At 68.0% G+C, this 21,317-nt stretch carries 23 protein-coding genes; 14 read left to right on the top strand and 9 right to left on the bottom strand.

What is annotated here, in order from left to right; all coding sequences use genetic code 11:
• The first annotated feature begins 5 nt into the window (after positions 1 to 5).
• From AC06E9_RS02135 to recO, 4 genes are read left to right on the top strand one after another with little or no spacing between them, the layout of a single operon-like run.
• Positions 6 to 389, top strand: a complete 384-nt coding sequence (locus AC06E9_RS02135) for a DUF4845 domain-containing protein (protein WP_088434521.1) — start codon at positions 6 to 8, stop codon at positions 387 to 389.
• On the top strand, positions 379 to 1,059 hold the full coding sequence (gene rnc, locus AC06E9_RS02130; protein ID WP_121038754.1) for a ribonuclease III: 681 nt from the start codon (positions 379 to 381) through the stop codon (positions 1,057 to 1,059). The genes AC06E9_RS02135 and rnc overlap by 11 nt, the downstream gene beginning before the upstream one ends.
• Positions 1,056 to 1,952, top strand: coding sequence for a GTPase Era (era, locus tag AC06E9_RS02125; RefSeq protein ID WP_121038751.1), 897 nt, complete (start codon positions 1,056 to 1,058; stop codon positions 1,950 to 1,952). Before rnc ends, era begins: the two co-directional genes overlap by 4 nt.
• Before the next feature lie 28 nt (positions 1,953 to 1,980).
• The gene (recO, locus tag AC06E9_RS02120) at positions 1,981 to 2,706 is read left to right on the top strand and encodes a DNA repair protein RecO (protein ID WP_121038748.1); all 726 of its coding nucleotides are present in this window, start codon (positions 1,981 to 1,983) and stop codon (positions 2,704 to 2,706) included.
• Positions 2,707 to 2,776: 70 nt separating this feature from the next.
• On the opposite strand, the gene AC06E9_RS02115 is transcribed toward recO, so the two are convergent.
• Complete coding sequence (locus AC06E9_RS02115; protein ID WP_152154090.1) at positions 2,777 to 3,511, bottom strand: Hpt domain-containing response regulator; 735 nt, start codon at positions 3,509 to 3,511, stop codon at positions 2,777 to 2,779.
• 137 nt (positions 3,512 to 3,648) lie between these two features.
• Between AC06E9_RS02115 and rlmD the strand changes: the two genes are divergently transcribed.
• The gene (rlmD, locus tag AC06E9_RS02110; RefSeq protein ID WP_282261430.1) at positions 3,649 to 4,983 is read left to right on the top strand and encodes a 23S rRNA (uracil(1939)-C(5))-methyltransferase RlmD; all 1,335 of its coding nucleotides are present in this window, start codon (positions 3,649 to 3,651) and stop codon (positions 4,981 to 4,983) included.
• 12 nt (positions 4,984 to 4,995) lie between these two features.
• Here the strand turns inward: rlmD and AC06E9_RS02105 are convergent, their stop codons facing one another.
• Positions 4,996 to 5,607: a hypothetical protein gene (locus tag AC06E9_RS02105; RefSeq protein WP_282261432.1), complete on the bottom strand. Its 612-nt coding sequence runs from the start codon at positions 5,605 to 5,607 to the stop codon at positions 4,996 to 4,998.
• A gap of 78 nt (positions 5,608 to 5,685) precedes the next feature.
• Here AC06E9_RS02105 and AC06E9_RS02100 point away from each other — a divergent pair, with 78 nt between their 5' ends.
• From AC06E9_RS02100 to AC06E9_RS02065, 8 genes are all read left to right on the top strand, one after another.
• Complete coding sequence (locus AC06E9_RS02100) at positions 5,686 to 6,189, top strand: CYTH domain-containing protein (RefSeq protein ID WP_152154096.1); 504 nt, start codon at positions 5,686 to 5,688, stop codon at positions 6,187 to 6,189.
• A gap of 45 nt (positions 6,190 to 6,234) precedes the next feature.
• Positions 6,235 to 6,927, top strand: a complete 693-nt coding sequence (locus AC06E9_RS02095; protein ID WP_152154098.1) for a DsbA family oxidoreductase — start codon at positions 6,235 to 6,237, stop codon at positions 6,925 to 6,927.
• Between the two features lie 67 nt (positions 6,928 to 6,994).
• Entirely contained in the window at positions 6,995 to 8,002 is a 1,008-nt protein-coding gene (nagZ, locus tag AC06E9_RS02090) for a beta-N-acetylhexosaminidase (RefSeq protein WP_265309282.1), read from the top strand.
• Positions 8,002 to 8,556 (top strand): hypoxanthine-guanine phosphoribosyltransferase, encoded by a 555-nt coding sequence (locus AC06E9_RS02085; RefSeq protein WP_152154102.1) that lies wholly within the window; start codon positions 8,002 to 8,004, stop codon positions 8,554 to 8,556. Before nagZ ends, AC06E9_RS02085 begins: the two co-directional genes overlap by 1 nt.
• Positions 8,556 to 9,302 (top strand): S-methyl-5'-thioinosine phosphorylase, encoded by a 747-nt coding sequence (locus tag AC06E9_RS02080; RefSeq protein WP_152154104.1) that lies wholly within the window; start codon positions 8,556 to 8,558, stop codon positions 9,300 to 9,302. Before AC06E9_RS02085 ends, AC06E9_RS02080 begins: the two co-directional genes overlap by 1 nt.
• 88 nt (positions 9,303 to 9,390) lie before the next feature.
• Positions 9,391 to 9,597, top strand: a complete 207-nt coding sequence (gene cspE / locus AC06E9_RS02075) for a transcription antiterminator/RNA stability regulator CspE (RefSeq protein ID WP_019183439.1) — start codon at positions 9,391 to 9,393, stop codon at positions 9,595 to 9,597.
• 64 nt (positions 9,598 to 9,661) lie between these two features.
• Positions 9,662 to 10,909 carry an FAD-dependent oxidoreductase gene (locus AC06E9_RS02070; RefSeq protein ID WP_121038724.1) on the top strand — a complete coding sequence of 416 codons (1,248 nt, stop codon included), beginning with the start codon at positions 9,662 to 9,664 and terminating at the stop codon, positions 10,907 to 10,909.
• 117 nt (positions 10,910 to 11,026) lie between these two features.
• On the top strand, positions 11,027 to 11,431 hold the full coding sequence (locus AC06E9_RS02065; protein WP_259462112.1) for a hypothetical protein: 405 nt from the start codon (positions 11,027 to 11,029) through the stop codon (positions 11,429 to 11,431).
• A 45-nt stretch (positions 11,432 to 11,476) separates the two neighbouring features.
• Here the strand turns inward: AC06E9_RS02065 and pdeM are convergent, their stop codons facing one another.
• From pdeM to AC06E9_RS02045, 4 genes are read right to left on the bottom strand one after another with little or no spacing between them, the layout of a single operon-like run.
• Positions 11,477 to 12,121 carry a ligase-associated DNA damage response endonuclease PdeM gene (gene pdeM, locus AC06E9_RS02060; RefSeq protein ID WP_121038718.1) on the bottom strand — a complete coding sequence of 215 codons (645 nt, stop codon included), beginning with the start codon at positions 12,119 to 12,121 and terminating at the stop codon, positions 11,477 to 11,479.
• Positions 12,111 to 14,558 (bottom strand): ligase-associated DNA damage response DEXH box helicase, encoded by a 2,448-nt coding sequence (locus AC06E9_RS02055; RefSeq protein ID WP_121038715.1) that lies wholly within the window; start codon positions 14,556 to 14,558, stop codon positions 12,111 to 12,113. The genes pdeM and AC06E9_RS02055 overlap by 11 nt, the downstream gene beginning before the upstream one ends.
• Before the next feature lie 14 nt (positions 14,559 to 14,572).
• Complete coding sequence (locus AC06E9_RS02050; protein WP_478055398.1) at positions 14,573 to 16,177, bottom strand: ATP-dependent DNA ligase; 1,605 nt, start codon at positions 16,175 to 16,177, stop codon at positions 14,573 to 14,575.
• A complete protein-coding gene (locus AC06E9_RS02045) occupies positions 16,174 to 17,181 on the bottom strand; it encodes a ligase-associated DNA damage response exonuclease (RefSeq protein ID WP_121038709.1) in 1,008 nt (335 codons plus the stop codon). The genes AC06E9_RS02050 and AC06E9_RS02045 overlap by 4 nt, the downstream gene beginning before the upstream one ends.
• Before the next feature lie 109 nt (positions 17,182 to 17,290).
• Here AC06E9_RS02045 and AC06E9_RS02040 point away from each other — a divergent pair, with 109 nt between their 5' ends.
• On the top strand, positions 17,291 to 18,922 hold the full coding sequence (locus AC06E9_RS02040; protein WP_282261477.1) for an isovaleryl-CoA dehydrogenase: 1,632 nt from the start codon (positions 17,291 to 17,293) through the stop codon (positions 18,920 to 18,922).
• A gap of 74 nt (positions 18,923 to 18,996) precedes the next feature.
• Here AC06E9_RS02040 and AC06E9_RS02035 read toward each other — a convergent pair whose 3' ends face one another.
• The 3 genes from AC06E9_RS02035 to AC06E9_RS02025 form a co-directional block, all read right to left on the bottom strand.
• On the bottom strand, positions 18,997 to 19,401 hold the full coding sequence (locus AC06E9_RS02035; RefSeq protein ID WP_478055397.1) for a hypothetical protein: 405 nt from the start codon (positions 19,399 to 19,401) through the stop codon (positions 18,997 to 18,999).
• A gap of 151 nt (positions 19,402 to 19,552) precedes the next feature.
• Positions 19,553 to 19,894 carry a hypothetical protein gene (locus AC06E9_RS02030; protein WP_088434503.1) on the bottom strand — a complete coding sequence of 114 codons (342 nt, stop codon included), beginning with the start codon at positions 19,892 to 19,894 and terminating at the stop codon, positions 19,553 to 19,555.
• 124 nt (positions 19,895 to 20,018) lie between these two features.
• Entirely contained in the window at positions 20,019 to 21,194 is a 1,176-nt protein-coding gene (locus AC06E9_RS02025) for a thiolase family protein (protein ID WP_121038700.1), read from the bottom strand.
• Positions 21,195 to 21,317: the final 123 nt, after the last annotated feature.

The raw sequence follows: 21,317 nt of genomic DNA, 5'->3' as shown, positions 1-21,317 counted from the left end.
ACGCAATGAAGAACATGACATCGCAGCGCGGCATCACCTTGACCTCGTTCCTGGTGGTGCTGATCGTGGTCGCCTTCTTCCTGTACATCGGGATGAAGCTGTTCCCGATGTACCAGGAGTACTACGCCGTGCGTTCGGCGATGAAGAGCCTGGCCAAGGAGCCGGGCGTGGGCAACATGGAGCCGCGCCGCATCCAGGAGATGTTCTTCAAGCGCCTGTACATCAATTACTCCGAAAACGTGAAACCCGCCGACGTGAAGTTCGATCGCATCGATGGCGGCTGGAACATGAAGGTCTACTACGAAGTGCGCCGTGAAATGATCGGCAATCTGGACGTGGTGGGCAAATTTGATTCAAACCAGGAATTGACCCGTAGCGGTGCCGACTAAGACCTTCCAACGCGGTGACCTGATCGGTCACGCCTTCAACGATCCGGGCCTGCTCCAGCAGGCGCTGACGCATCGCAGCGCCGGTACGCCCAACAATGAGCGGCTGGAATTCCTCGGCGACAGCATCGTCAACATGATGGTGGCCCAGGCGCTCTACGAACGCTGGCCCAAAGCCGACGAGGGCGCGCTGACCCGTGCCCGGGCCGAGCTGGTGCGCGAAGGCGCGCTGGCGGTGATCGCGCGCGAGCTGCAGCTGGGCGAGCGCCTGATCCTGGGGCCCGGCGAGATGAAGACCGGCGGCCACCGCCGCGACTCCATCCTGGCCGATGCGCTGGAAGCCGTGGTCGCAGCGATCTACCTCGATGCCGGCTTCGCCGTCTGCCAGACCGTGGTGCTGCCCTGGTTCAACGCCTCGATGCAGGCCCTGCCGGCCACCGGCAAGCCCGAGAAGGACCCCAAGACGCGGCTGCAGGAATGGCTGCAGGCCCGGCAGAAGGCGCTGCCGCTGTACGAGCTGGTGTCAGAATCAGGTGACGATCACGCCAAGACCTTCCGGGTACGCTGCGGCGTAACCGACCCCGCTGTCAGCACCGAAGGCGAAGGTGCCTCGCGACGGCTGGCCGAACAACAAGCGGCTGCCGCCGCCCTTGAGCAACTGGATTCCAAGTGAACGAAGCAACCCCCCATCGTTCCGGCAGCGTGGCCGTCATCGGTCGCCCCAACGTCGGCAAATCCACCCTGACCAACGCCCTGGTGGGCGCCAAGGTCAGCATCGTCTCCAACCGCCCTCAGACCACGCGGCATCGGTTGCTGGGCATTGCCAGCTACCCGGAAGGCCAGATCGTGCTGGTCGATACCCCCGGCCTGCACCGTGCGCAGAAGCGCGCCATGAACCGGGTGATGAACCGCGCCGCGCGCGGCTCGCTCGAGGGCGTGGACGCCGGCATGCTGGTCATCGAGGCCGGCCGCTGGGATGACGAAGACACCCTGGCCTTCAATGTGCTCAGCGACTCGGGCATCCCGGTGGTGCTGGTGGTCAACAAGATCGATCGCCTGAAAGACAAGGGCGCGCTGCTGCCGTTCCTGCAGCAGGTCACCGAAGGCCGCACGTTCGCGGCGGTGCACCCGATCTCGGCGCAGAAGCGCAACGGCCTGGAATCGCTGGTCCGCGACCTGATGAAGCTGTTGCCGGAAGCCCCGCCGATGTTCGGCGAAGACGAGATCACCGACCGCAGCCAGCGCTTCCTCGCCGGTGAACTGGTCCGCGAGCAGCTGATGCGCCAGCTGGGTGAAGAACTGCCGTACGCGACCACGGTCGAGATCGAGCGCTTTGTCGAAGACGGCAACCTGCTGCGCATCGGCGCGGTGATCTGGGTCGAACGCGAAGGCCAGAAGGCGATCGTGATCGGCAAGGCCGGCACCCGCCTGAAGGAAATCGGCGCCAAGTCGCGCCTGCAGATGGAGCGCCTGTTCGGCGCCAAGGTCTTCCTGGAGACCTGGGTGCGCGTGCGCGAGGGCTGGTCCGACGACGAAGCCGCGCTCAAGGCGTTCGGCTACGAATAAGCCGGCCACGGCCCCGGGCGGTTGAGTGATGCGCATCGAGGATGAGCCGGCCTTCGTATTGCACGCCCGGGCCTGGCGGGAGACCAGTCTGCTGGTCGAGGTGCTGACCGAGCAGTACGGCCGCATCGGGGTGCTGGCGCGGGGCGTGTCCAGCCCGCGCAGCCAAGCGTTGCGCGCGGCCCTGCAGCCGCTGCAATGGATCCGGCTCACGGCCGTGCAGCGGGGCGAACTGGCCCAGCTGCGCGGTGCAGAAGCCCTGGACGCTGCGCCCCGGCTCACCGGTGAGGCGATGCTGGCCGGCTTCTATATCAACGAACTGATGATGCGGCTGGCGCCCCGCCAGGATCCGCTGCCGGAGCTCTACGACCACTACGCGCAGGTGCGCGCGCGGCTGCGCGATGGCGAGCCGCTGGCCTGGACCCTGCGACGTTTCGAGCGCGACCTGCTGGAGGCCTTGGGCTTCGGTTTCGATCTGTTGCATGGCAGCGATGAGGAGCCGGTCGACCCGGCGGCACGCTATGAGCTGGATCCCCAGGAGGGGCCGCGCCGCCTGCTCAGCGACCGTGGCGTGGATCAACGCCGGGGCACCGCCACCGGCAGCGCGCTGCTGGCGCTGGCCGCCGATGACATGCCGGGGCCCGAGGATCTGGGCAGCCTGCGCCGACCGATGCGCGCGGTGCTGATGCACCATCTGGGCGGGCGGGGGCTGAAATCCTGGGAAATGCTGGAGGACCTGGCCCGGCGGCGCACGTAAGCGCTGGCGGGCCGCGGCACCGTTGCGGGGTGACTCAAGCGGCGCCGGTGCCCCGGCTGCCGCCCCGTGTTCACTGCAACAGGGCGTCCACTGCCACGCGGAAGCGGCTCTGCGCACCGGTCGAGTCCGGGGCCTGGTGCAACTGCCGGACTGCCCGCGCCAGGCGTGCGGCGCCGACGAACCCACAGCTGGCCTGCAACCGGTGCAGCTGCCCACGCAGAGCCTGCACGTCGTCCTCGCGCAGGGCCTGGGCCACTGCATCGCGCACGCCGGGCAACTCGGCCAGGAACAGTTCGCGCAGGGCGATGAGGTGGTGGCGCTGTCCATTCAGCGCGGCCAGGGCGGTGGTTTCGTCCCAATCCTGGCGCAGGCCGTCGGCGTCGTCCGCTTCCGGGCCGAGCGGCGCCGACAGGCTGCCCGCGGTATGCACCAGGGCGCGGCGGACGGCTTTGAGCAGGTGCTCGCGGCTCAGCGGCTTGACCAGGGTCTCGCTGAAACCGGCATCGCGCAGGCGTGAGTGGATCGAGGTGTCGCCGTCGGCGGTATGCGCCAGTGCCGGGGTATCCGGACGCGAGCGGCGCAGCTCCTGCAGCAGTTGGGTGCCATTGCCGTCGGGCAGGTTCACATCGATCAGCCACAGATCGTGTTGGCTGCCGCGGGCGCGGTCCATGGCCGTGGCCAGTGAATCGGCGGTATCGACCTGGGCCGGCAGGGTTTCCAGCGCGGCCTTGAAGAAGCCGCGGCTGATGGTGTCATCCTCGACGAGCAGGAATCGGGGCATGGGATCCCTCGGGGTCATCTGCATTTGGGCTGCCTCCATGTCAGCTGCGCCCATCTTAAACGTGAAGTGGCCCGCCGCAAGCCTCCCGGCTGCATACCGGCTCAGCTTGCAGTTGGTATCTGCGACAATACGCACCCTTTTTGCCCGCAGCCTGTTGCCACGTGGCCCGAACCCGCTCCCGCCTCGACCGAACCCCCTTCCAGACCGACATCCTCGACCTCAGCCATGACGGCCGTGGCGTTGCCCGCCGCGACGGCGAGGGTGGCAAGGTCACCTTCATCACCGGCGCGCTGCCGGGTGAGGTGGTGACCGCCGAGCCGACCGCGCGCAATCGCCATTTCGATGAAGCCCGGACCATCGAGGTCGTACAGGCCTCGCCGCAGCGGGTGACCCCGCGCTGCCCGCATTTCGGCGTCTGCGCCGGCTGTGTGCTGCAGCACCTGGAAGAGTCGCAGCAGATCGTGGCCAAGCAGCGCGTGCTGATCGACAACCTGACCCGGATCGGCCACGTCACGCCGGGCACTGTGCTGCCGCCCCTGGTCGGCGACAGCTGGGGTTACCGCCGCAAGGGCCGCTTCTCGGTGCGCCGCGTGGAGAAGAAGGACAAGACCCTGGTCGGTTTCCGCGAGCTGGATCCGCGCTTCGTCGCGGACCTGAGCCAGTGCCTGACCGTCATCCCGGAAATCGGCATGAAGGTCGGCGCGCTGTCCGAGTTCATCGAGACGCTCGATGGCAAACGCGATATCCCCCAGATCGAATTCATCGCCGGGGATGACGCGATCGTCCTGACCATCCGCCATATGCAGCCGCTCAGCGACGCTGACCGCGCCGCATGGACCGCTTTCGGGCAGGAACATGGTTTTGCGATCTCGCTGCAGCCCGGCGGCGTGGAGTCGGTGCACCCGCTGTGGCCGGCCGAGGTGCCGCTGTCGTTCAAGCTGGCACCGTGGGATGTCGAACTGGCGTTCCGCCCGCTGGATTTCATCCAGGTCAACGCCAAGCTCAACGTGCAGATGATCGCCCACGCACTGGCGCTGCTCGATGCCGGCCCGGACGAGCGCGTGCTGGATCTGTTCTGCGGGCTGGGCAACTTCACCCTGCCGCTGGCGCGCACCGTGCGCAACGTGGTCGGTGTGGAAGGCGATGCCGGCCTGGTGGCGCGTGCGAAAGAGAACGCCGTGCGCAACGGGCTGGACAATGCCGAGTTCTACGCAGCGGACCTGACCCAGGACCAGCGCCAGACCCCGTGGATGCGCCAGGGCTTCGACAAGCTGTTGCTGGATCCGCCGCGCTCGGGCGCCATCGAAGTGCTGCAGCAGCTGCCGCTCAAGCAGTTCAAGCGGATCGTCTACGTGAGCTGCCATCCCGGCTCGCTGGCGCGCGACGCCGGCTACCTGGTCAACGAGCAGGGCTTCACTCTGGTCTCGGCCGGCGCGATGGACATGTTCCCGCATACCGCGCACGTGGAAAGCATCGCGGTGTTCGAAAAGCGCTGACGGCGTTCGCCCTCAGCGGGCGTCCTCCGGCGCGGCGTTCTGCCACTGGCCCTGTGCGTCGAACACGTAGGTCTGCGGGTCGGTGCCGCGCTCGGTGTCATCCCCCGCGGTGACATCGCAGCGGATGTCCGGCGACTGCGTGCTGCGCAGTTCGCAGTCCTCGATCTCGAAAATCCGCAGGCGCTGCTGGAAGGCGCGCAGTGCGTCGCGGGCGGCGGCATCGTCGATGGATGCGGCACGATGATCGAGCTGTTCGATGAGCAGTTCGCGGACCCGCTCGCGCGGGGGGACCGGCGCATCGACATCGGCCCGCTGCATCGCCCAGCCCATGCCCTGGGGCACGAAGCGCAGCATCCGGTAGCGGTTCTTGAGCCCGATCTCCATGCCGACCAGGCACTCGTAGGCGCCGGTGACCGTGGCGCTGGCAAAGCACGGCCCATGCTCGAACCCGCGCGGGGTGAACATCGATTGCAGCAGCAGATCCTGCGCGGAGGCCGCCGGCTTCTTCTCGGCCTCGATCATGGCCATGATCGCTGCGTCGATCTGCGCAGGCGTGGGCGGCGTCGCGGCGACCCCGGGCAGTGGCAGCAGCGTCAGCAACAGGGTAGGGAAGAGCGGCTTCATCGGGCGTCCTTGCAGGGCAGCCGGCCAGTATAGGAGCAGGCCGTGGCCGCATGATCGTGATCGCCGCATACTGTGCGCATGGGCATTGAAATCGAACGTAAATACCGCGTCACCGGCGAGGGCTGGCGCACGGCCGCGCACGCGGTGATCCCGATGGCGCAGGGCTATCTCAACGACACCGCCGCACTGGACAGCGGCGCACAGAAAGCTTCGGTGCGCGTGCGGATCCAGGGCGAGCAGGCCTTCCTCAACATGAAGTCACGCGAGATCGGGCACACCCGGCAGGAGTTCGATTACCCGATCCCGGTGGACGATGCACGCGCGCTGCTGGCGCTGTGTGTCGGCGGGCTGATCGACAAGCGTCGGCATCTGGTCGAGCACCAGGGGCTGCTCTGGGAAGTGGACGAGTTCCTCGGCGAGAACGCCGGGCTGGTGGTGGCCGAAGTCGAGCTCGAGCATGCCGATCAGGCGATCACGCTGCCCGACTGGGCCGGCGCTGAAGTCACCGACGAGGTCCGTTATTACAATCTGGCGCTGGCCGCGCATCCGTTTTCACGCTGGTCCAGCGCGGAACGCGGCTGACCGCCAGACCTTGTAAACGCCCCGCAGCACCCACAATCTGGCGAGATGAAAATCGATATCTGGTCGGATGTGGTGTGCCCCTGGTGTTGGATCGGCAAGCACCGGTTCCAGCAGGGCCTGGCGCTGTTGGGTGATGACGCCCCCGAGGTGGAGGTGCACTGGCACCCCTTCCTGCTGGATCCCGACGCCGGCACAACCCCGGTACCGCTGCGCGAGGCATATGCGGCCAAGTTCGGCAGTGCCGAGCGCACCGAGCAGATCCTGACCCAGACCCAGACCGCGGCGCGCGCCGAAGGCCTGCCGATGGATTTCGACCAGGGCCAGGTCCGGGTCACCACGCTGCCGGCGCACCGCCTGATGTGGCTGGCCGGGCGTGAAGGTGTCCAGGCGGCGGTCGGCGAGGCGCTGTTCCGCGCGCATTTTGCGCAGGGCCGCAACCTGGCCGAGCCGCAGACCCTGATCGATGCCGGCGCTGCCGGTGGCCTCAGCGCCGAACGGATCACCACACTGCTGGCCGGCGACGAAGGGCTGGCGGAGATCCAGGCCCAACTGGCGCAGGCGCAGCGGTTTGGCATTCAGTCGGTGCCTACCTTTGTGATCGACGATACGTACGCCATCCAGGGGGCCCAGCCGCCGGAGGCTTTCGCCCAGGCGCTGCGCCAGATCGCGGCGGAAACCCCACCGGCAGGGGCTGCCGGGCAGGGCGCTGGCTGCGGCCCGGACGGCTGCGAGGTCTGACGCTGCGCGCGGGTTCTGCGACAATGCGGCAGTGCGCCATGGTGGCGCCCCGTATTGGAGACCCCCCATGCTCGTGATCGGCGTTGCCGGGACCGAACTCACCGCCCAGGAACGCGAGTGGCTGCAGCACGACGCCGTTGCCGGCGTGATCCTGTTCAAGCGCAATTTCGCCTCGCGCGAGCAGGTGGCCGAGTTGTCGGCGGCCATCCGCGCCGCTGCGCCGCGCCCGCAGCTGATCTGCGTGGACCAGGAAGGCGGGCGCGTGCAGCGCTTCCGTGACGGTTACAGCGCGCTGCCGCCGCTGCAGGGTTTCGATGCCCTGTACGCCACCGATCCAGAGGCTGCGCTGGCATTGGCCGAACAGCATGCCTGGCTGATGGCCAGCGAAGTGCGCGCCAGCGGCGTGGATCTCAGCTTCGCCCCGGTGGTCGATCTGGGCCGTGGCAACCTGGCCATCGGCGATCGCGCGTTCAGCGCGGACCCGCAGGTCGTGGCTGCATTCACCGCCGCCTATGTGCGCGGCATGCACAGCGTCGGCATGGCGGCCACGCTCAAGCATTTCCCCGGGCACGGCACCGTGCTGGAAGACACCCATTTCCACGATGCCAGCGACCCGCGTTCGCTCGATGAACTGCGCGCGCTGGACCTGATCCCGTTCGCGGCCGGCATCACTGCCGGCGCCGATGCGGTGATGATGGCCCACGTGGTCTACCCGCAGGTCGCGCCGGAACCGGCCGGCTACTCGCCGCGCTGGATCCAGCAGATCCTGCGCGAGGAGATGGGCTTCCGTGGCGTGGTCTTCTCCGATGATATCGGCATGGCCGCCTCGTTCTCCGCCGGTGGCGTGAAGGCGCGCGTGGACGCGCATCTGGATGCCGGCTGCGACGTGGTGCTGGTCTGCCACCCCGAACTGGTGGAAGAATCACTGCGCGCGGTCGAAGGCCGCACCCTCAACACCGCTGCGCTGCTCGGCCTGATCGGTCGCGGCGCGCTGGGCTGGGACGGCCTGTTGGCCGATTCCCGCCATGGCACCACCCAATCCCGTTTGCTTGACACCCTTGGAAGAACCGTCTGATGCCCAACCTCTCCATTTCCCAGGCCCTGGCCCAGGCCGACCTGCTGGTCGACCGTCCCACCATCGACAAGGCCATCGCTGGCATCGCCGACGCCATCGCGCGCGATTACAAGGGCGAGGTCCCGCTGTTCCTGTCGATCATGCACGGCGCACTGCCGTTCGCCGGCCAGCTTGCGCTGGAACTGGGCGCACGCGGCCAGGACGTGCAGTTCGATTATCTGCACGCCACCCGCTACCGCGGTGAAACCACCGGCGGCGATCTGGTCTGGAAGCACAAGCCGGCCACCGCGCTGTTCGGGCGCCGCGTGCTGCTGGTCGATGACATCCTCGATGAGGGCTACACGCTGCAGGGCGTGCGCACCTGGTGCCTGGAGCAGGGTGCCACCGATGTGCGCATCGCCGCGCTGACGGTCAAGCTGCACGACCGCGCGCTGCCGGACGTCAAGGCCGACTACGCCGGCATCGACCTGCCGGACCGCTATGTGTTCGGGTTCGGCATGGACGTCAACGAGACGCTGCGCTGCGTGCCGGCCATCTACGCGATGAAGGAATGATGGAACACATTTCTCTTGCCGTCATCGGCGGCACCGGCGTCTACACGCTGGCCCAGCTCGATGACGTGAGCAGCCACCAGGTCGAGACCCGGTACGGCACGCCGTCCGGTCCGATCCGCGTCGGCACGCTGCTGGGCCAGCGCGTGGCCTTCCTGGCGCGCCACGGTGAAGGCCACTCGCTGCCGCCGCACAAGATCAACTACCGCGCCAACCTCGCCGCGCTCCAGCAGATCGGTGCGCAGCGCGTGCTCGCGCTCAATACGGTTGGCGGCATCACCGAACAGTTCGGCCCGCGCGTGCTGGCCTGCCCGGACCAGTTGATCGATTACACCTGGGGCCGCATCTCCACCCTGTGCGAAGAGCCGGGTACCGAGGTGCTGCACGTGGACTTCGGCCATCCGTACACCCCGATGCTGCGCAGCAAGGTGCTGGCCGCGGCGAAAGTGACCGGCGTGCGCCTGCAGGACGGTGGCTGCTACGGCGCCACCCAGGGCCCGCGGCTGGAAACCAATGCGGAAATCGCGCGCATGCGCCGCGATGGCTGCGATCTGGTCGGCATGACCGGGATGCCCGAAGCGAGCCTGGCCCGCGAGCTCGGCCTGGACTATGCCTGCCTGGCCATTGTGGCCAACTGGGCCGCCGGCTGTGGCGATGGCGATGAAATCACGATGGCTGAAGTGCTGGCCAATGTGGAGGCTGCCTCCTCCGGTCTGCCCGAATTGATCGGTGAATTGGCACGGGGGTGATTGTCATTACCGTACAAGGTTTGCATACTCCGCCAGTGCGCTGGTTGAGCGTACACCACCCATTCATAGAAGAAGGTCTCGCATTACCATGCCGAACGGTACCGTCAAGTGGTTCAACGACGCCAAGGGATTTGGCTTTATCTCGCCGGAGGACGGCAGCGCCGACGTCTTCGCGCACTTCTCCGCGATCAACTCCAAGGGCTTCCGCAGTCTGCAGGAAGGCCAGAAGGTCACCTATGACGTGACCCAGGGCCCGAAGGGCGCCCAAGCCTCGAACATCGTGCCGGCTGAGTGATTCTTTCAGCTGCGCATTGAAAACCCCGCTTCGGCGGGGTTTTTTTTCATCAGTGAGTACGCGCATGTCTCCACCTCGCACCATCGCCATCGTCGGCTACGGCACCGCCGGGCAGGCGTTGTCGATCCTGCTTTCACGCGATCATCACGATGTGCACGTGTTCGAGCGTGCCGCAACCCCGGGACCCGTCGGTGCAGGCTTCCTGCTCCAGCCCAGCGGCCTGGACGTGCTCTGGCAGATGGGGCTGCTTCCCGCGGTGCTCCGTCACGGCGCTGCGGTGCGCCGCCTGTACGGCGAGACGCCGTGCGGACGCGCGGTGATGGATATGCGGTACGTCCATCTGGATGCTGCACTGCACGGCGTGGGCATGCAGCGCGGCGCGTTGTTCTCGCTGCTGGCAGCTGCGTGGGAACAGCCGGGCAACCTGCAGGCCGGTACCGCCATCGTCGAGGTGGACACCGCGCAGGGGCGCGTGCGTGATGCGGACGGGCGCTGGCACGGGCCGTACGATCTGGTGATTGCTGCCGATGGTGCCGCCTCCTCGCTGCGCGCGCAGGTGCAGGGCACCACGCTGGACCGCGAATACCCGTGGGGCGCGCTGTGGTGCCTGCTGCCGCGCGGCGACTGGCCGCACGTGGATGAACTGCGGCAACGCTATGTGGCCGCGCGCAAGATGATCGGGCTGCTGCCGGTTGGGACTCGGCCGGGCAACGATGCGCCGCAGCTGAGTTTCTTCTGGAGCCTGCCGCGTGACCGCTTCGCACAGTGGGAGCGTGACGGCATGGCCCGCTGGCTCGACGAGATCGCCACGCTGTGGCCGCAGGCGCACGAGCGCCTCGCCGGCGTGACCGAACCGGGTCAACTGGCCCGCGCCGGGTACCGTGACGCCGTGCTCTCGCGCTGGCATCGCGGGCGGCTGGTGCTGGTCGGCGATGCGGCGCACGCGATGAGTCCACAGCTGGGGCAGGGCGTGAACATGGCGCTGATGGACGCGCTGGCGTTGCGCGACGCACTGCGCGCGCACGCCGATGCCGAGGTCGCGCTGCGCGCCTACCAGGTGCAGCGGCGCGCCCACGTGGCGATCTACCAGTACTGGAGTCGATGGCTGACGCCCTTGTTCCAGTCCGAACGCGATGGACTGGCGCGCGCACGCGATGTGCTGTTCCAACCCATGGGCCGCGTGCCGGGTGGGCGCGGGCATATGCTCCGCGTGCTCAGCGGAACCCAACGTGGCTGGCTGGGCAGACTGCCGTTGTCGCCCGCTTTCGTGCAGGCGATGCATGCCGCGCGAGCGACGGATGGCATCCGCTGATACCCCTGCGTATCGGTGCGCGCACGCCGATGTGAAGGCGTGAATAACATTCATTGACGGTGGACTCACCGCTGGCATGGGACAACACCCTGGCAAACGCAGCGCTCGCGCTTGTCCATGCGCGCCCTGCTGACACCGCCCATGCGCGTCCGATTCCTGATCGCTTGGAGGCCCGCGACGGCGGGGTGGTACGGTGATGCTGCGTTTGCGACCTACGGTCCGGTGGACCGATCGCAACCCAAGGAGATTGAAATGCTGTTCTCGGCCGAAACTCTGGAAAGTGAAATCCGCAAACTGCGCGGACTACTGCAGATGCTGCATGAGGATCAGCCGGACGTGATGGAAGACGTGTTCGAGTTCCATGTGACCAGCCTCATCACGCACGCCGCGCCGGAGCACCATCCGCGCATCCGTGCCGCCGCCCATGACATGCTGACCGCGATCCAACGGCAACCCGTACGGCCCAATCCGAACGCACCGGATATCCGGTTGATGCCGGACCTGTTGGCTTCGGCTGCCTGATCCAGGCAAGGTAGTTGGGGCCACTGACGTCGCGCGCTGCCCGAATCAGCGCGCCGGCAACGCGATGGCCTGGTCTTCGACACAGGCCACCAGCTGCTCGCCGGCACCGAGCACCGGTGCGATGCCGGCGGTGAATCCGGAAAACGCCGGCAGGATCGTCATTCCCTCGCGCATCCAGAACGACGGCCACCGCCGCTGCATGCCGGGCAGGCGCGCCAGCGGGTGCAGATGGCCGCACAGCACATGCAGGCCCGGCTGGCGCTGCGGTGCATGGCGCAGCAGGAAGGGCCCCTCCTGCACACGCTCGCCGAGCAGTTCGATGCCCAGGTCGGCCTTGGGCAACACCCGGTCGTGATTGCCTTCCAGCGCGCCGATCCACAGGTGAGGATGCTGCTCGCGCCATCCCTGCCACTGCCGGTACCACGCCGCGCGATGCGCCGCGCCATGCAGCACATCCCCGAGAATCCACAGATGGCGCACGTCGTGGTGCTGCACCATCGCGCCCAGCCGCTGCAGGTCATCGGACGTACCGCCGCTGGGCAGGCCGATGCCCGACCGCCGGAACAGGTCCGCTTTGCCCAGATGCAGGTCAGCGATCAACAGCGCGTTGCGCGCCGGCCAATGCAGCGCACGCGCGCCGAGCAGGTGGACGGCTTCGCCGGCGAGGGTGATCGGCAGTTCAGGCGCCATGGCGCTTCTCCAGTTGCTGTGCAGCGCGCAGGACGCGGGTCTTCCAGTCTTCGTTGCTGAGTTGGCCGCGCAGCCGCTCGGCCCAGAGGGGGAAGGACAGTGGGCCCAGGCTGGCCGGATGCTGCAGGCTCAGCGTCCGCGCCTGGCAGAGGGTGAGGGCGCGGGCCAGACGCTCAATATCGAGTTGATCGTGCAGCACTTCGTGTTCGGCCAGCGTCAGCAGGATGTGATCCGGATCATGTTGGCGCAGGACGTCGAACAGCAATCCGCTGGAGGCCTGCAGCTGACGCAGGCTGCGCGGTGTCCGCCCCGGCAGCGCGGGTACCAGCATGCCGGAGACGCGCGCGATGTCGCGGAACTGGCGTCGGGCAAGCTCGCCCAGATTGAGGCTCTCGCGCAGATCCGCAAGCAGTCCCTGTGGTTCCAGCAACGCGCGCACGCGTGCCGCATCGATCTCAACCGCACGTGCCGGGGCGAGTACGAAACCGTAATCGTTGGCCGCGTAGCCGAACGTATTGGTCTGCAGGCGCGTCCAGCGCATCGCCATCAACGCGGCCAGCCCTTCATTGACCTGACGGCCGGCGAAGGGATACACGAACACGAACTGGCCTTCGCGCCGGCGGACATGCTCCACCAGCAGCAGCTCAGGCCCAGGCAGGGCCGACAGGCGCATCTGCAGCGCCAACAGCGGCGCCAGCCACTGCATCTCCGGGCTCTCGGGCGGGTGGGCCAGCACTGTTTCCATTTCATGCCCTAGCGCGTCCGACAGCGGCAGCCGACCGCCCTGCCAACGCGGCACCACCCCATCGCCGCCGCGTGCCACGCGCACGTAGGCGGTCAGGTTCTCCAGCCGCACCAGTTCCAGCAGGCGGCCGGCGAACTGGAAGCGATCACCGGGCCGCAGCCGGCTGAGGAACTGTTCTTCCACCGCACCCAGCCGGCCGCCGCGCAGGAACTGCACCATGACACTGCCATCGCTGGTGATGGTGCCGATCGACAACCGGTGCCGCAGCGCGACGCGACGGTCGTGCACGCGGTAAATGCCATCGTCATCGCGCACGACCTTGTGGAAATCCGGGTACTGCGACAGCGCGCGGCCGCCCTGCACGATGAACTCCAGCACGCCCTCCCAGTGCGCGCGATCCAGACCGGCGAACGCGTGCGTGCGCCGCACCTGCTCGAACAGCACGTCCGGATCGAAGCCGCCGCCGAGTGCGAAGCTCACCGCATGCTGCGCCAACACATCCAGCGACAAGCGCAGCGGCCGGCGTGCTTCGATGTGGCCGTGGGCCAGCGCGCGCCGCGCAGCCGCGTATTCCACCAGCTCCAGCGCGTGCGAGGGGACACACACGATGTGCCCGGATTCGCCGGGACGATGCCTGGCGCGCCCCGCGCGCTGCAGCAACCGTGCGATACCCTTGGGGCTGCCGATCTGCAGCACCTGGTCGACACTGGGGAAATCCACACCCAGATCCAGGCTGGAAGTGGCGACCACGCAGCGCAGCCGGCCCTCGCGCAGGCCTTCTTCGGCCGCGCGGCGCAACGCCGGGTCGAGCGAGCCGTGATGCAGGGCGAGTGTGGCCGGGTCTTCCGGCCACACCGCCGACAGCGCCTGATGCCAGAGCTCGGCGTGCGCACGGGTGTTGGTGAACAGCAGGCTGGTACGCACCGTCAGCAGTTTTTCGAGCACGCGCTGCAACTGCGACAGACCCAGGTGGCCTGCCCACGGGAAGCGCTCGCCCTGCGCGGGCAGCAGCGTCTCCACACTGACCGGGCGCGGCCGCGCGCCGGCCACCAGCGGGGCATCGGGCACATCGGGCAACAGCACCTCGCGCGCTTCGTCCAGATTGCCCAGCGTCGCAGACAGCCCCCACACCTGCAGCGCGGGCAGGGCATCGCGCAGGCGGCGCAGATTCAACTGCAGCAGCACGCCGCGCTTGTTGCCGAGCAGTTCGTGCCACTCGTCCACCACCACGCAGCGCAGGTGCTGCAGGCGCGCCATCGTGTCGGGATAGCTCAGCAGCAGCGCCAATGATTCGGGCGTGGTCACCAGCACATCCAGCCGCCCTTCACGCGCCAGGCGCTTGTCGCGCGCGCTGGCATCACCGGTACGCAGGCCCACCTGCCAGTCCAACCCGAGGGCATCCAGTGGCTCACGCAGCGCGCGCGCGGTGTCGGCGGCCAGTGCGCGCAGCGGGGTGATCCACAGCACCTGCAGGACGGGTACAGGGGTCTTCGCGCGGCCGCGGGTGGTTCGGGGGGGCGGGTTGTTGAGCGCCTGCAGCAACGGGCCACCGAACATGGCCAGCGTCTTGCCGCTGCCGGTCGGTGTGTGCAGCAGGCCGGACGCGCCGGCCAGGTAATGCCGCCACATGGCTTTCTGGAAGGGCAGCGGCGCCCAGCCCCGGCTGGCGAACCACGCCGTCAGCCGGGCCATGGCCTCGCGTCGGGTCACCGCGCCAGCGCCTGCAGCTGGGCCAGGGTGTCGGCCTCGCTGGCGGGTTTGTCATGCCGCCAGCGCAGGATGCGCGGGAAGCGTACGGCGATGCCGGACTTGTGCCGCTTGCTGCGGTTCACCGCTTCGAAGCCAAGTTCGAACACCTGCTCGCCACGCACGCTGCGCACCGGCCCGAAGCGCTCGATCGTATTCGCGCGGATCCAGCGGTCCAGCGCCAGGATTTCCTTGTCGTCCAGGCCCGAGTACGCCTTGGCCACCGGCACCAGCGTTTCGCCGTCCCACACCCCGAAGGTGTAATCGGTGTAGAGCGTGCTGCGCCGGCCGTGGCCGGACTGCGCGTAGATCATCACCGCATCGATGGTCAGCGGGGCGATCTTCCATTTCCACCAGTCGCCGCGCCGGCGCCCGGCCTGGTAGACCGAGTCGCCGCGTTTGAGCATCAGCCCTTCCACACCGCGCTCGCGGGCCAGATCGCGCTGCGCGGCCGCCGCGCTCCAATCCGCCACGCGGACCGCCGGCGACAGCATCAGGCGCGGGTCCGCCAGCGTGGCGAGCACCTCGGCCAAGCGCGCACGCCGTTGCGAGAGCGGCAAGGCGCGCAGGTCGTCACCGTCCAGTTCGAGCAGATCGTAGGCCAGCACGCGCACCGGCGTATCGCGCAGCGTCTTGGGGCCAGGTTTGAGGCGCTGGATGCGCGTCTGCAGCGCGGTGAAGGGCAGCGGCAGATCATCGCCGTCGGCCCAGGCCAGCAGTTCGCCATCGATCACGCAGCCATCGGGCAGCGCCATCGCCGCCGCTTCAATCTCCGGGAAGCGCCCATCCAGACGTTCTTCGCCGCGCGACCACAGCGCGACCTCGCCCTGGCGGCGCAGCACCTGCAGGCGGATGCCATCCCATTTCCATTCCAGCAGCCAGTCCTCGATCGGCCCGAGCGTGTCGACCTCCGCCTCCAGCGGTGAGGCCAGGAAGAACGGGTAGGGCTGCTGGCGATCTTCCGGCCGCTCTTCCGGTGACAGCAGCGCCGCCAGCAGCCCGGGCGTGGGCACCCAGCTGCCGAGCATGCGCTGGGCGATGCGCGCGATATCAAGGCCCGACCATTCGGCCAGTGCCTGCTGCACCAGCCGCTGCGAGACCCCCACGCGCAGCGCGCCGGTCAGCAGCTTGTTGAACACCAGCCGCTCGTCGAAGGCAAGGTGTTGCCAGGCCTGCGTGACCGCGGCGTGGCGCACCGGCTCGGGTTGATTGGCGACCGGCAGCAGCTTCTGCTCGATCCAGTCGGCGAGCGCGATATCCGCCCCGGCCTGCACCGGATCGTCCATCAGCAGGGTGAGGGTCTCGGCCAGATCGCCGACCTGGTCATAGCTGTCGTCCACCAGCCACGCCGGTGTGTCGGACATCTCGGCGACCCACGCGCGCAGTTCGGCGTTGCCGGCGATCTTCTGCCGCGCACTGGTGACCTTGCCACCGGCCAGCAGGAACAGGGCCCATGCCGCGTCGTGCGGTGGCGCCTGCTGGAAGTAGCGCACCAGCGCGGCGCGCTTGTCGCCGGTAGCGGTGCTGCGGTCGAGTTCGTTGTAAAGCGCGGCGAAGCGTTTCATTCTTCGTCCCCGTAGCCGGTGGCGAACGCTTCGGCGGCGACACCCCGCTCGCGCAGGAACCGGATCAGCGCATCGGTATTGCCGTGGGTGGCGATCACGCGTCGCGCGCCGGTTTCGGCGATGGTGCGCAGCAGGTCGGGCCAGTCGGCGTGATCGGAGACCACAAAGCCGCGATCGTAGTTGCGCCGGCGGCGGTTGCCACGCACCCGCATCCAGCCGGAGGCGAAGCCCAGCTGCGCACGCTTGAAGCGGCGCATCCACGCGCTTCCGGCGGCCGAGGGCGGGGCAAGAATCAGCTTGCCGGCGAACTCGGCACCGCGCGCCTGCTCGCTGACCGGCTCGGTGGCCAGCATCGCAATGCCGGCCTCGCGGTAGACCGCCACGCCGGTGGCGATCGCGCCATGCAGCAGCGCAGGCTGGTCATCCAGTGGCAGCAGTTCGGCCAGGATCCGCTGCGCCTTGCCGAGCGCGTAGCAGAGCAGTACGGCCGCCTCGCCACGTGCTTCGCATTCGCGCCGCCAGGCCACGATGTCGGCGGCGACCTGCGCGGTGTCCGGCCAGCGGTAGACCGGCAGGCCGAAGGTCGCTTCGGTGATGAAGGTGTCGCAGGGCACCACCTCGAACGGGTCGCAGCTCGGATCGGGCTGGCGCTTGTAGTCGCCCGAGGCCACCCATACCCGTCCCGCGTGCGCGATCCGCACCTGGGCCGAGCCCAGCACATGCCCGGCCGAATGCAGCGAGACCTCGGTGTCGCCCAAGGGGAAGCGCTCGCCGTACGCGTGCGCGGTGCAGTCCACATCGCCCAGGCGCCAGCGCAGGATCGGCAGGGTCTGCGTGGTGCAGTGGTAATGGCCCATGCCGTTGCGCGCGTGATCGCCATGGCCGTGCGTGATCACCGCACGCGGCACCGGCCGCCACGGGTCGATGTGGAAATCACCGGCCGGGCAGTACAGCCCCTCGGGCCGGAGCACCACCAGGTCTTCGTTGTCGGCATCGGTGTTCATGTCTGCACTGTGCCGCCGCGCTCGTGCAGGAGGTGAGAATCCGCATGAACGGCGGCCTGCAGGGGGATGCGGCAGAATCGGTGCATCTGTCTGCAAGGAGGTCGCCGTGATGACGTCTGCATTGCCCGCGTTCGAAACGCATCAGGTGAGCAACCAGCCGCCACCTTTCGGAGGGCGCAATCTGTGGGCCGACGACGTCGCGCTGGCCGAGGCAGTACAGCGCGAAGGCGGCGCCGCGTTCGCGGGCCAGTTGGCCAGCTATGGCGGTCTCGCCGGCGATGAGCTCTATCGGATCGGCTTCGATGCCAACCGCGATCGCCCGCGTCTGCGCACCCACGATGCACAGGGCCATCGCATCGATACCGTCGAGTTCCATCCGGCGTACCACCAGCTGATGACGGCGGCAAAAACGCATGGCGTGGCCGGGCTGTCCTGGCACGATGGTCGCCCCGGTGCGCACGTGGCACGCGCGGCGTTGAGCTATCTGCATCACCAGGCCGAGGCGGGTACCAGTTGTCCGCTGACGATGACCCACGCTGCGGTCGCCGTGCTGCGCCAGGATCCGTCGCTCGCCGCCTGGGCGGACAAGGCGGCAGCGCCTCACTACGACCCGCGTGACGTACCGATTGCCGACAAGGCCGGGATCACCCTGGGTATGGGCATGACCGAGAAACAGGGCGGCTCGGACGTACGCAGCAACACCACGCGGGCCGAGCCCCAGGCCGATGGCAGCTATGCGTTGGTGGGCCATAAGTGGTTCTTCTCCGCGCCGATGTCCGATGGCTTCCTGGTGCTGGCGCAGGCGCCGGGCGGCCTGAGCTGTTTCCTCATGCCGCGGCGCCTGGCCGATGGCCACCGCAACGCGTTCCGTCTGATGCGCTTGAAAGACAAGCTTGGCGACTGGTCCAACGCCTCCAGCGAGGTGGAGCTGTGCGGGGCCTGGGCGCAGCGGGTGGGCGAGGAAGGGCGCGGGGTGGCGACCATCATCGGCATGGTCATGATGACGCGGCTGGACTGCATGCTCGGTGCCGCCGCCGAGATGCGCATGGCCCTGGCGCAGGCGCTGCATCACACCCGGCATCGCAGCAGCTTCGGCAAGCAGCTGAGCGAGCACCCGCTGATGGCCAACGTACTGGCGGATCTGGCGATCGAATCCGAAGCGGCCACGGTGTTTGCCCTGCGCGTGGCGCGGGCGGTGGATCAGGCCGGGACGGACCCGCAGCAGGCCGCATTCGCACGCATCACGACGGCGGTGGGCAAGTACTGGGTGTGCAAGCGCGCGGCCGTGTTCGTCAATGAAGCGCAGGAGTGCCTCGGCGGTGCCGGCTATGTGGAGGAGTCGATGCTGCCGCGGCTGTATCGTCAAGCGCCGTTGAATTCGATCTGGGAAGGCAGCGGCAACATCCAGTGCCTGGATGTGCTGCGTGCGCTGTCGCGCGAACCACAGGTGCTGCAGGCGCTGGACGCCGAGCTGGATGCGGTGGCCGGTGTGGATGCGATCTATGACGCGGCACTGCGGGCGTTACGCATGCAGCGCGCGGCAACGCCACAGGAAGCTCAGGCCCGCCGTATCACCGAACGCCTGGCGCTGGTCTTGCAGGCCGCGGTCCTGCTGGGCGCGCAGAGCCCGAACGCATCGGCCTTCGTCCGCTCGCGGCTGGGTGCCGAGCATGGGATGGCCTTCGGGACGTTGCCGGCCGACGTGGATTTCGCGGCCGTGCTGAGCCGCGCTCTGCCGTGAACGCGCCCCAATGAAAACGCCCCCTCCGGAGAGGGGGCGTTGGTCACACCCGAAGACGGCGTGAGGGAGCCGATTCAGCGCTTGGCTTCGTTGGCGTTCTTCTTGGCGTCGTCGGCAACGTCGCGTGCCTTGTCGGCGACTTTCTGCGCCGCGTCGGCGGTTGAGTCGCTGGCATGGGCGGCCGCATCCTTGGCGGCAAACTTGGCTTCGCCAGCGGCCTCGGAGGTCGCTGCGGCTGCGCGGTCGAGCGCCTGCTGGGTGTCGGCGGCGGCGCGCTCGGAGGCGGCAGCGGCATCGTCGGCGGCAGTGCGGGTGGCGGCAGCGGCCTTGTCCACGGCTTCGCGCGCGGCGGCATTGGTGCTGTCGGCAGCCTGGGCGGCATCACGGCGGGCCTGTTCGGCCTCCGGGCCCTTGCACGCGGCCAGGCCGAGCAGCAGGGACGCAGCCAGCAGGGAGGTGGTCAGCGGACGGATCTTCATGTGGCGCTCCAGAACGGCGATGGATGGGAGGCCAGCCTATTCATGCGTCTGTGAAGAACCGGTGGGTGGCAGGATCTGCACAACCCGCGCCCAAAGAAAAAGCCGCTGGCGAACCAGCGGCTTCTTCAGACGTGCTTGAAGAAAGAAGTTATTACTTCTTGGCTTCTTCAGCAGCGTCCTTGGCCTTCTCGGCGGTGCCTTCGGCAGCCTTGGCAGCGTCAGCAGCCTGGTCGGCAGCAGCGTCGGTGGCAGCGCCGGCAGCCTGGGCAGCGGCATCAGCCGAAGCGTCAGCAGCGGTGGTGGCGGTGTCAGCAGCAGCCTGGGCAGCGTCAGCAGCCGGGGCGCCAGCAGCAGCGGCCTGGTCAGCAGCGGCCTGGGCGTCAGCGGCAGCTTCGTTGGCCGAAGCGGCGGCGTCAGCAGCCTGCTCCTGCTTCGAGCAGGCGGTCAGAGCCAGGCCCAGGGCCATCGCGATCAGCAGCTTGTTGATGCTCATTGTTGTGAATCCTCGTCGTTAGATTAGGCAACGCGCTATTGCGCGCCCGGCAACATGATGACAAGCCACGATTGGCTGTCAAGCGATCGCGCATTCAGTTTTGAGAAATGCTCGTTAAATCAAATCAAATCAATTCGATAGCGATGGCCGTGGCTTCGCCGCCGCCAATGCACAGGGTAGCAATTCCGCGCTTGGCGTCACGCTTGCGCAATGCGTTCACCAGCGTGACCACCAGCCGTGCACCGGACGCACCGATGGGATGACCCAATGCGCAGGCGCCGCCATTGACATTGACCTTGTCGTGCGGAATGCCCAGTTCGCGGATCGGCGCCATCGCGACCACGGCGAAGGCTTCGTTGATCTCGAACAGGTCCACCTGGTCCAGCGTCCAGCCGGTCTTTTCCAGCAGCTTCTGGATCGCACCGATGGGGGCGGTGGTGAACCATTCCGGCGCCTGGGAGTGGGTCGCATGGCCGACGATGCGGGCCAGCGGCTGCAGGCCGCGGGCGGCGGCATCTTCTTCGGACAGCAGCACCACGGCGGCAGCGCCGTCGGAGATGCTCGACGAACTGGCGGCGGTGACGGTGCCGTCCTTCTTGAACGCCGGGCGCAGGGTCGGGATCTTGGCGATGTCCGAGCGGCTCGGCTGCTCGTCCTGTGCGTATTCCACCTCACCCTTGCGCGTGCTGACCTTCACCGGGACGATCTCACCGTCGAAAGCGCCGTTGGCCTGGGCGGCCTGCGCACGGCGCACCGATTCGATGGCGAAGGCATCCTGGTCCTCGCGGCTGACCTGGTACTTCTCCACCGTGCACTCGGCGAACTCGCCCATGGCTTTGCCGTCATAGGCATTGACCAGGCCGTCGTGGGCCATGTGGTCGATCACCTGGAAGTTGCCGAAGCGGTTGCCGGTGCGCGAGTTGGGGATCATGTGCGGGGCGTTGGACATCGACTCCATGCCGCCGGCGACCACGATGCTGGCCGAGCCGGCCTTGATCAGGTCATGCCCCAGCATGATGGCCTTCATGCCCGAGCCGCACACCTTGTTGAGGGTGGTGGCGCCGGTGGAGACCGGAATCCCGGCGGCGATCGCGGCCTGGCGGGCCGGCGCCTGGCCGAGGTTGGCCGGCAGCACGCAGCCCATGATCACTTCGGAAACGTCCGCAGCCGGTACTCCGGACTGCTCCAGGGCCGCGGCGATCACGGTGGACCCCAGGGTCGGGGACGGCACGCCGTTGAACTGGCCCAGGAAGGAGCCGATGGCGGTGCGCTTGGCGGCGGCGATGACGATGTTGGACATGTGCAATCTCTTTGGTGCGTGAGCGAAGAGCGGAATGGGAACGCGGGCGTTGGAAGCCGACGCATTTCCCGGCAGACTGCGTGGGGGTCGGTCCAGTATAGAGGGTCGGCATTGACTGCCGGT

The sequence above is a fragment of the Stenotrophomonas sp. Steno-Z10-BAI genome, assembly GCF_056393115.1.
This window is presented reverse-complemented; position numbering and strand designations above follow the sequence as displayed.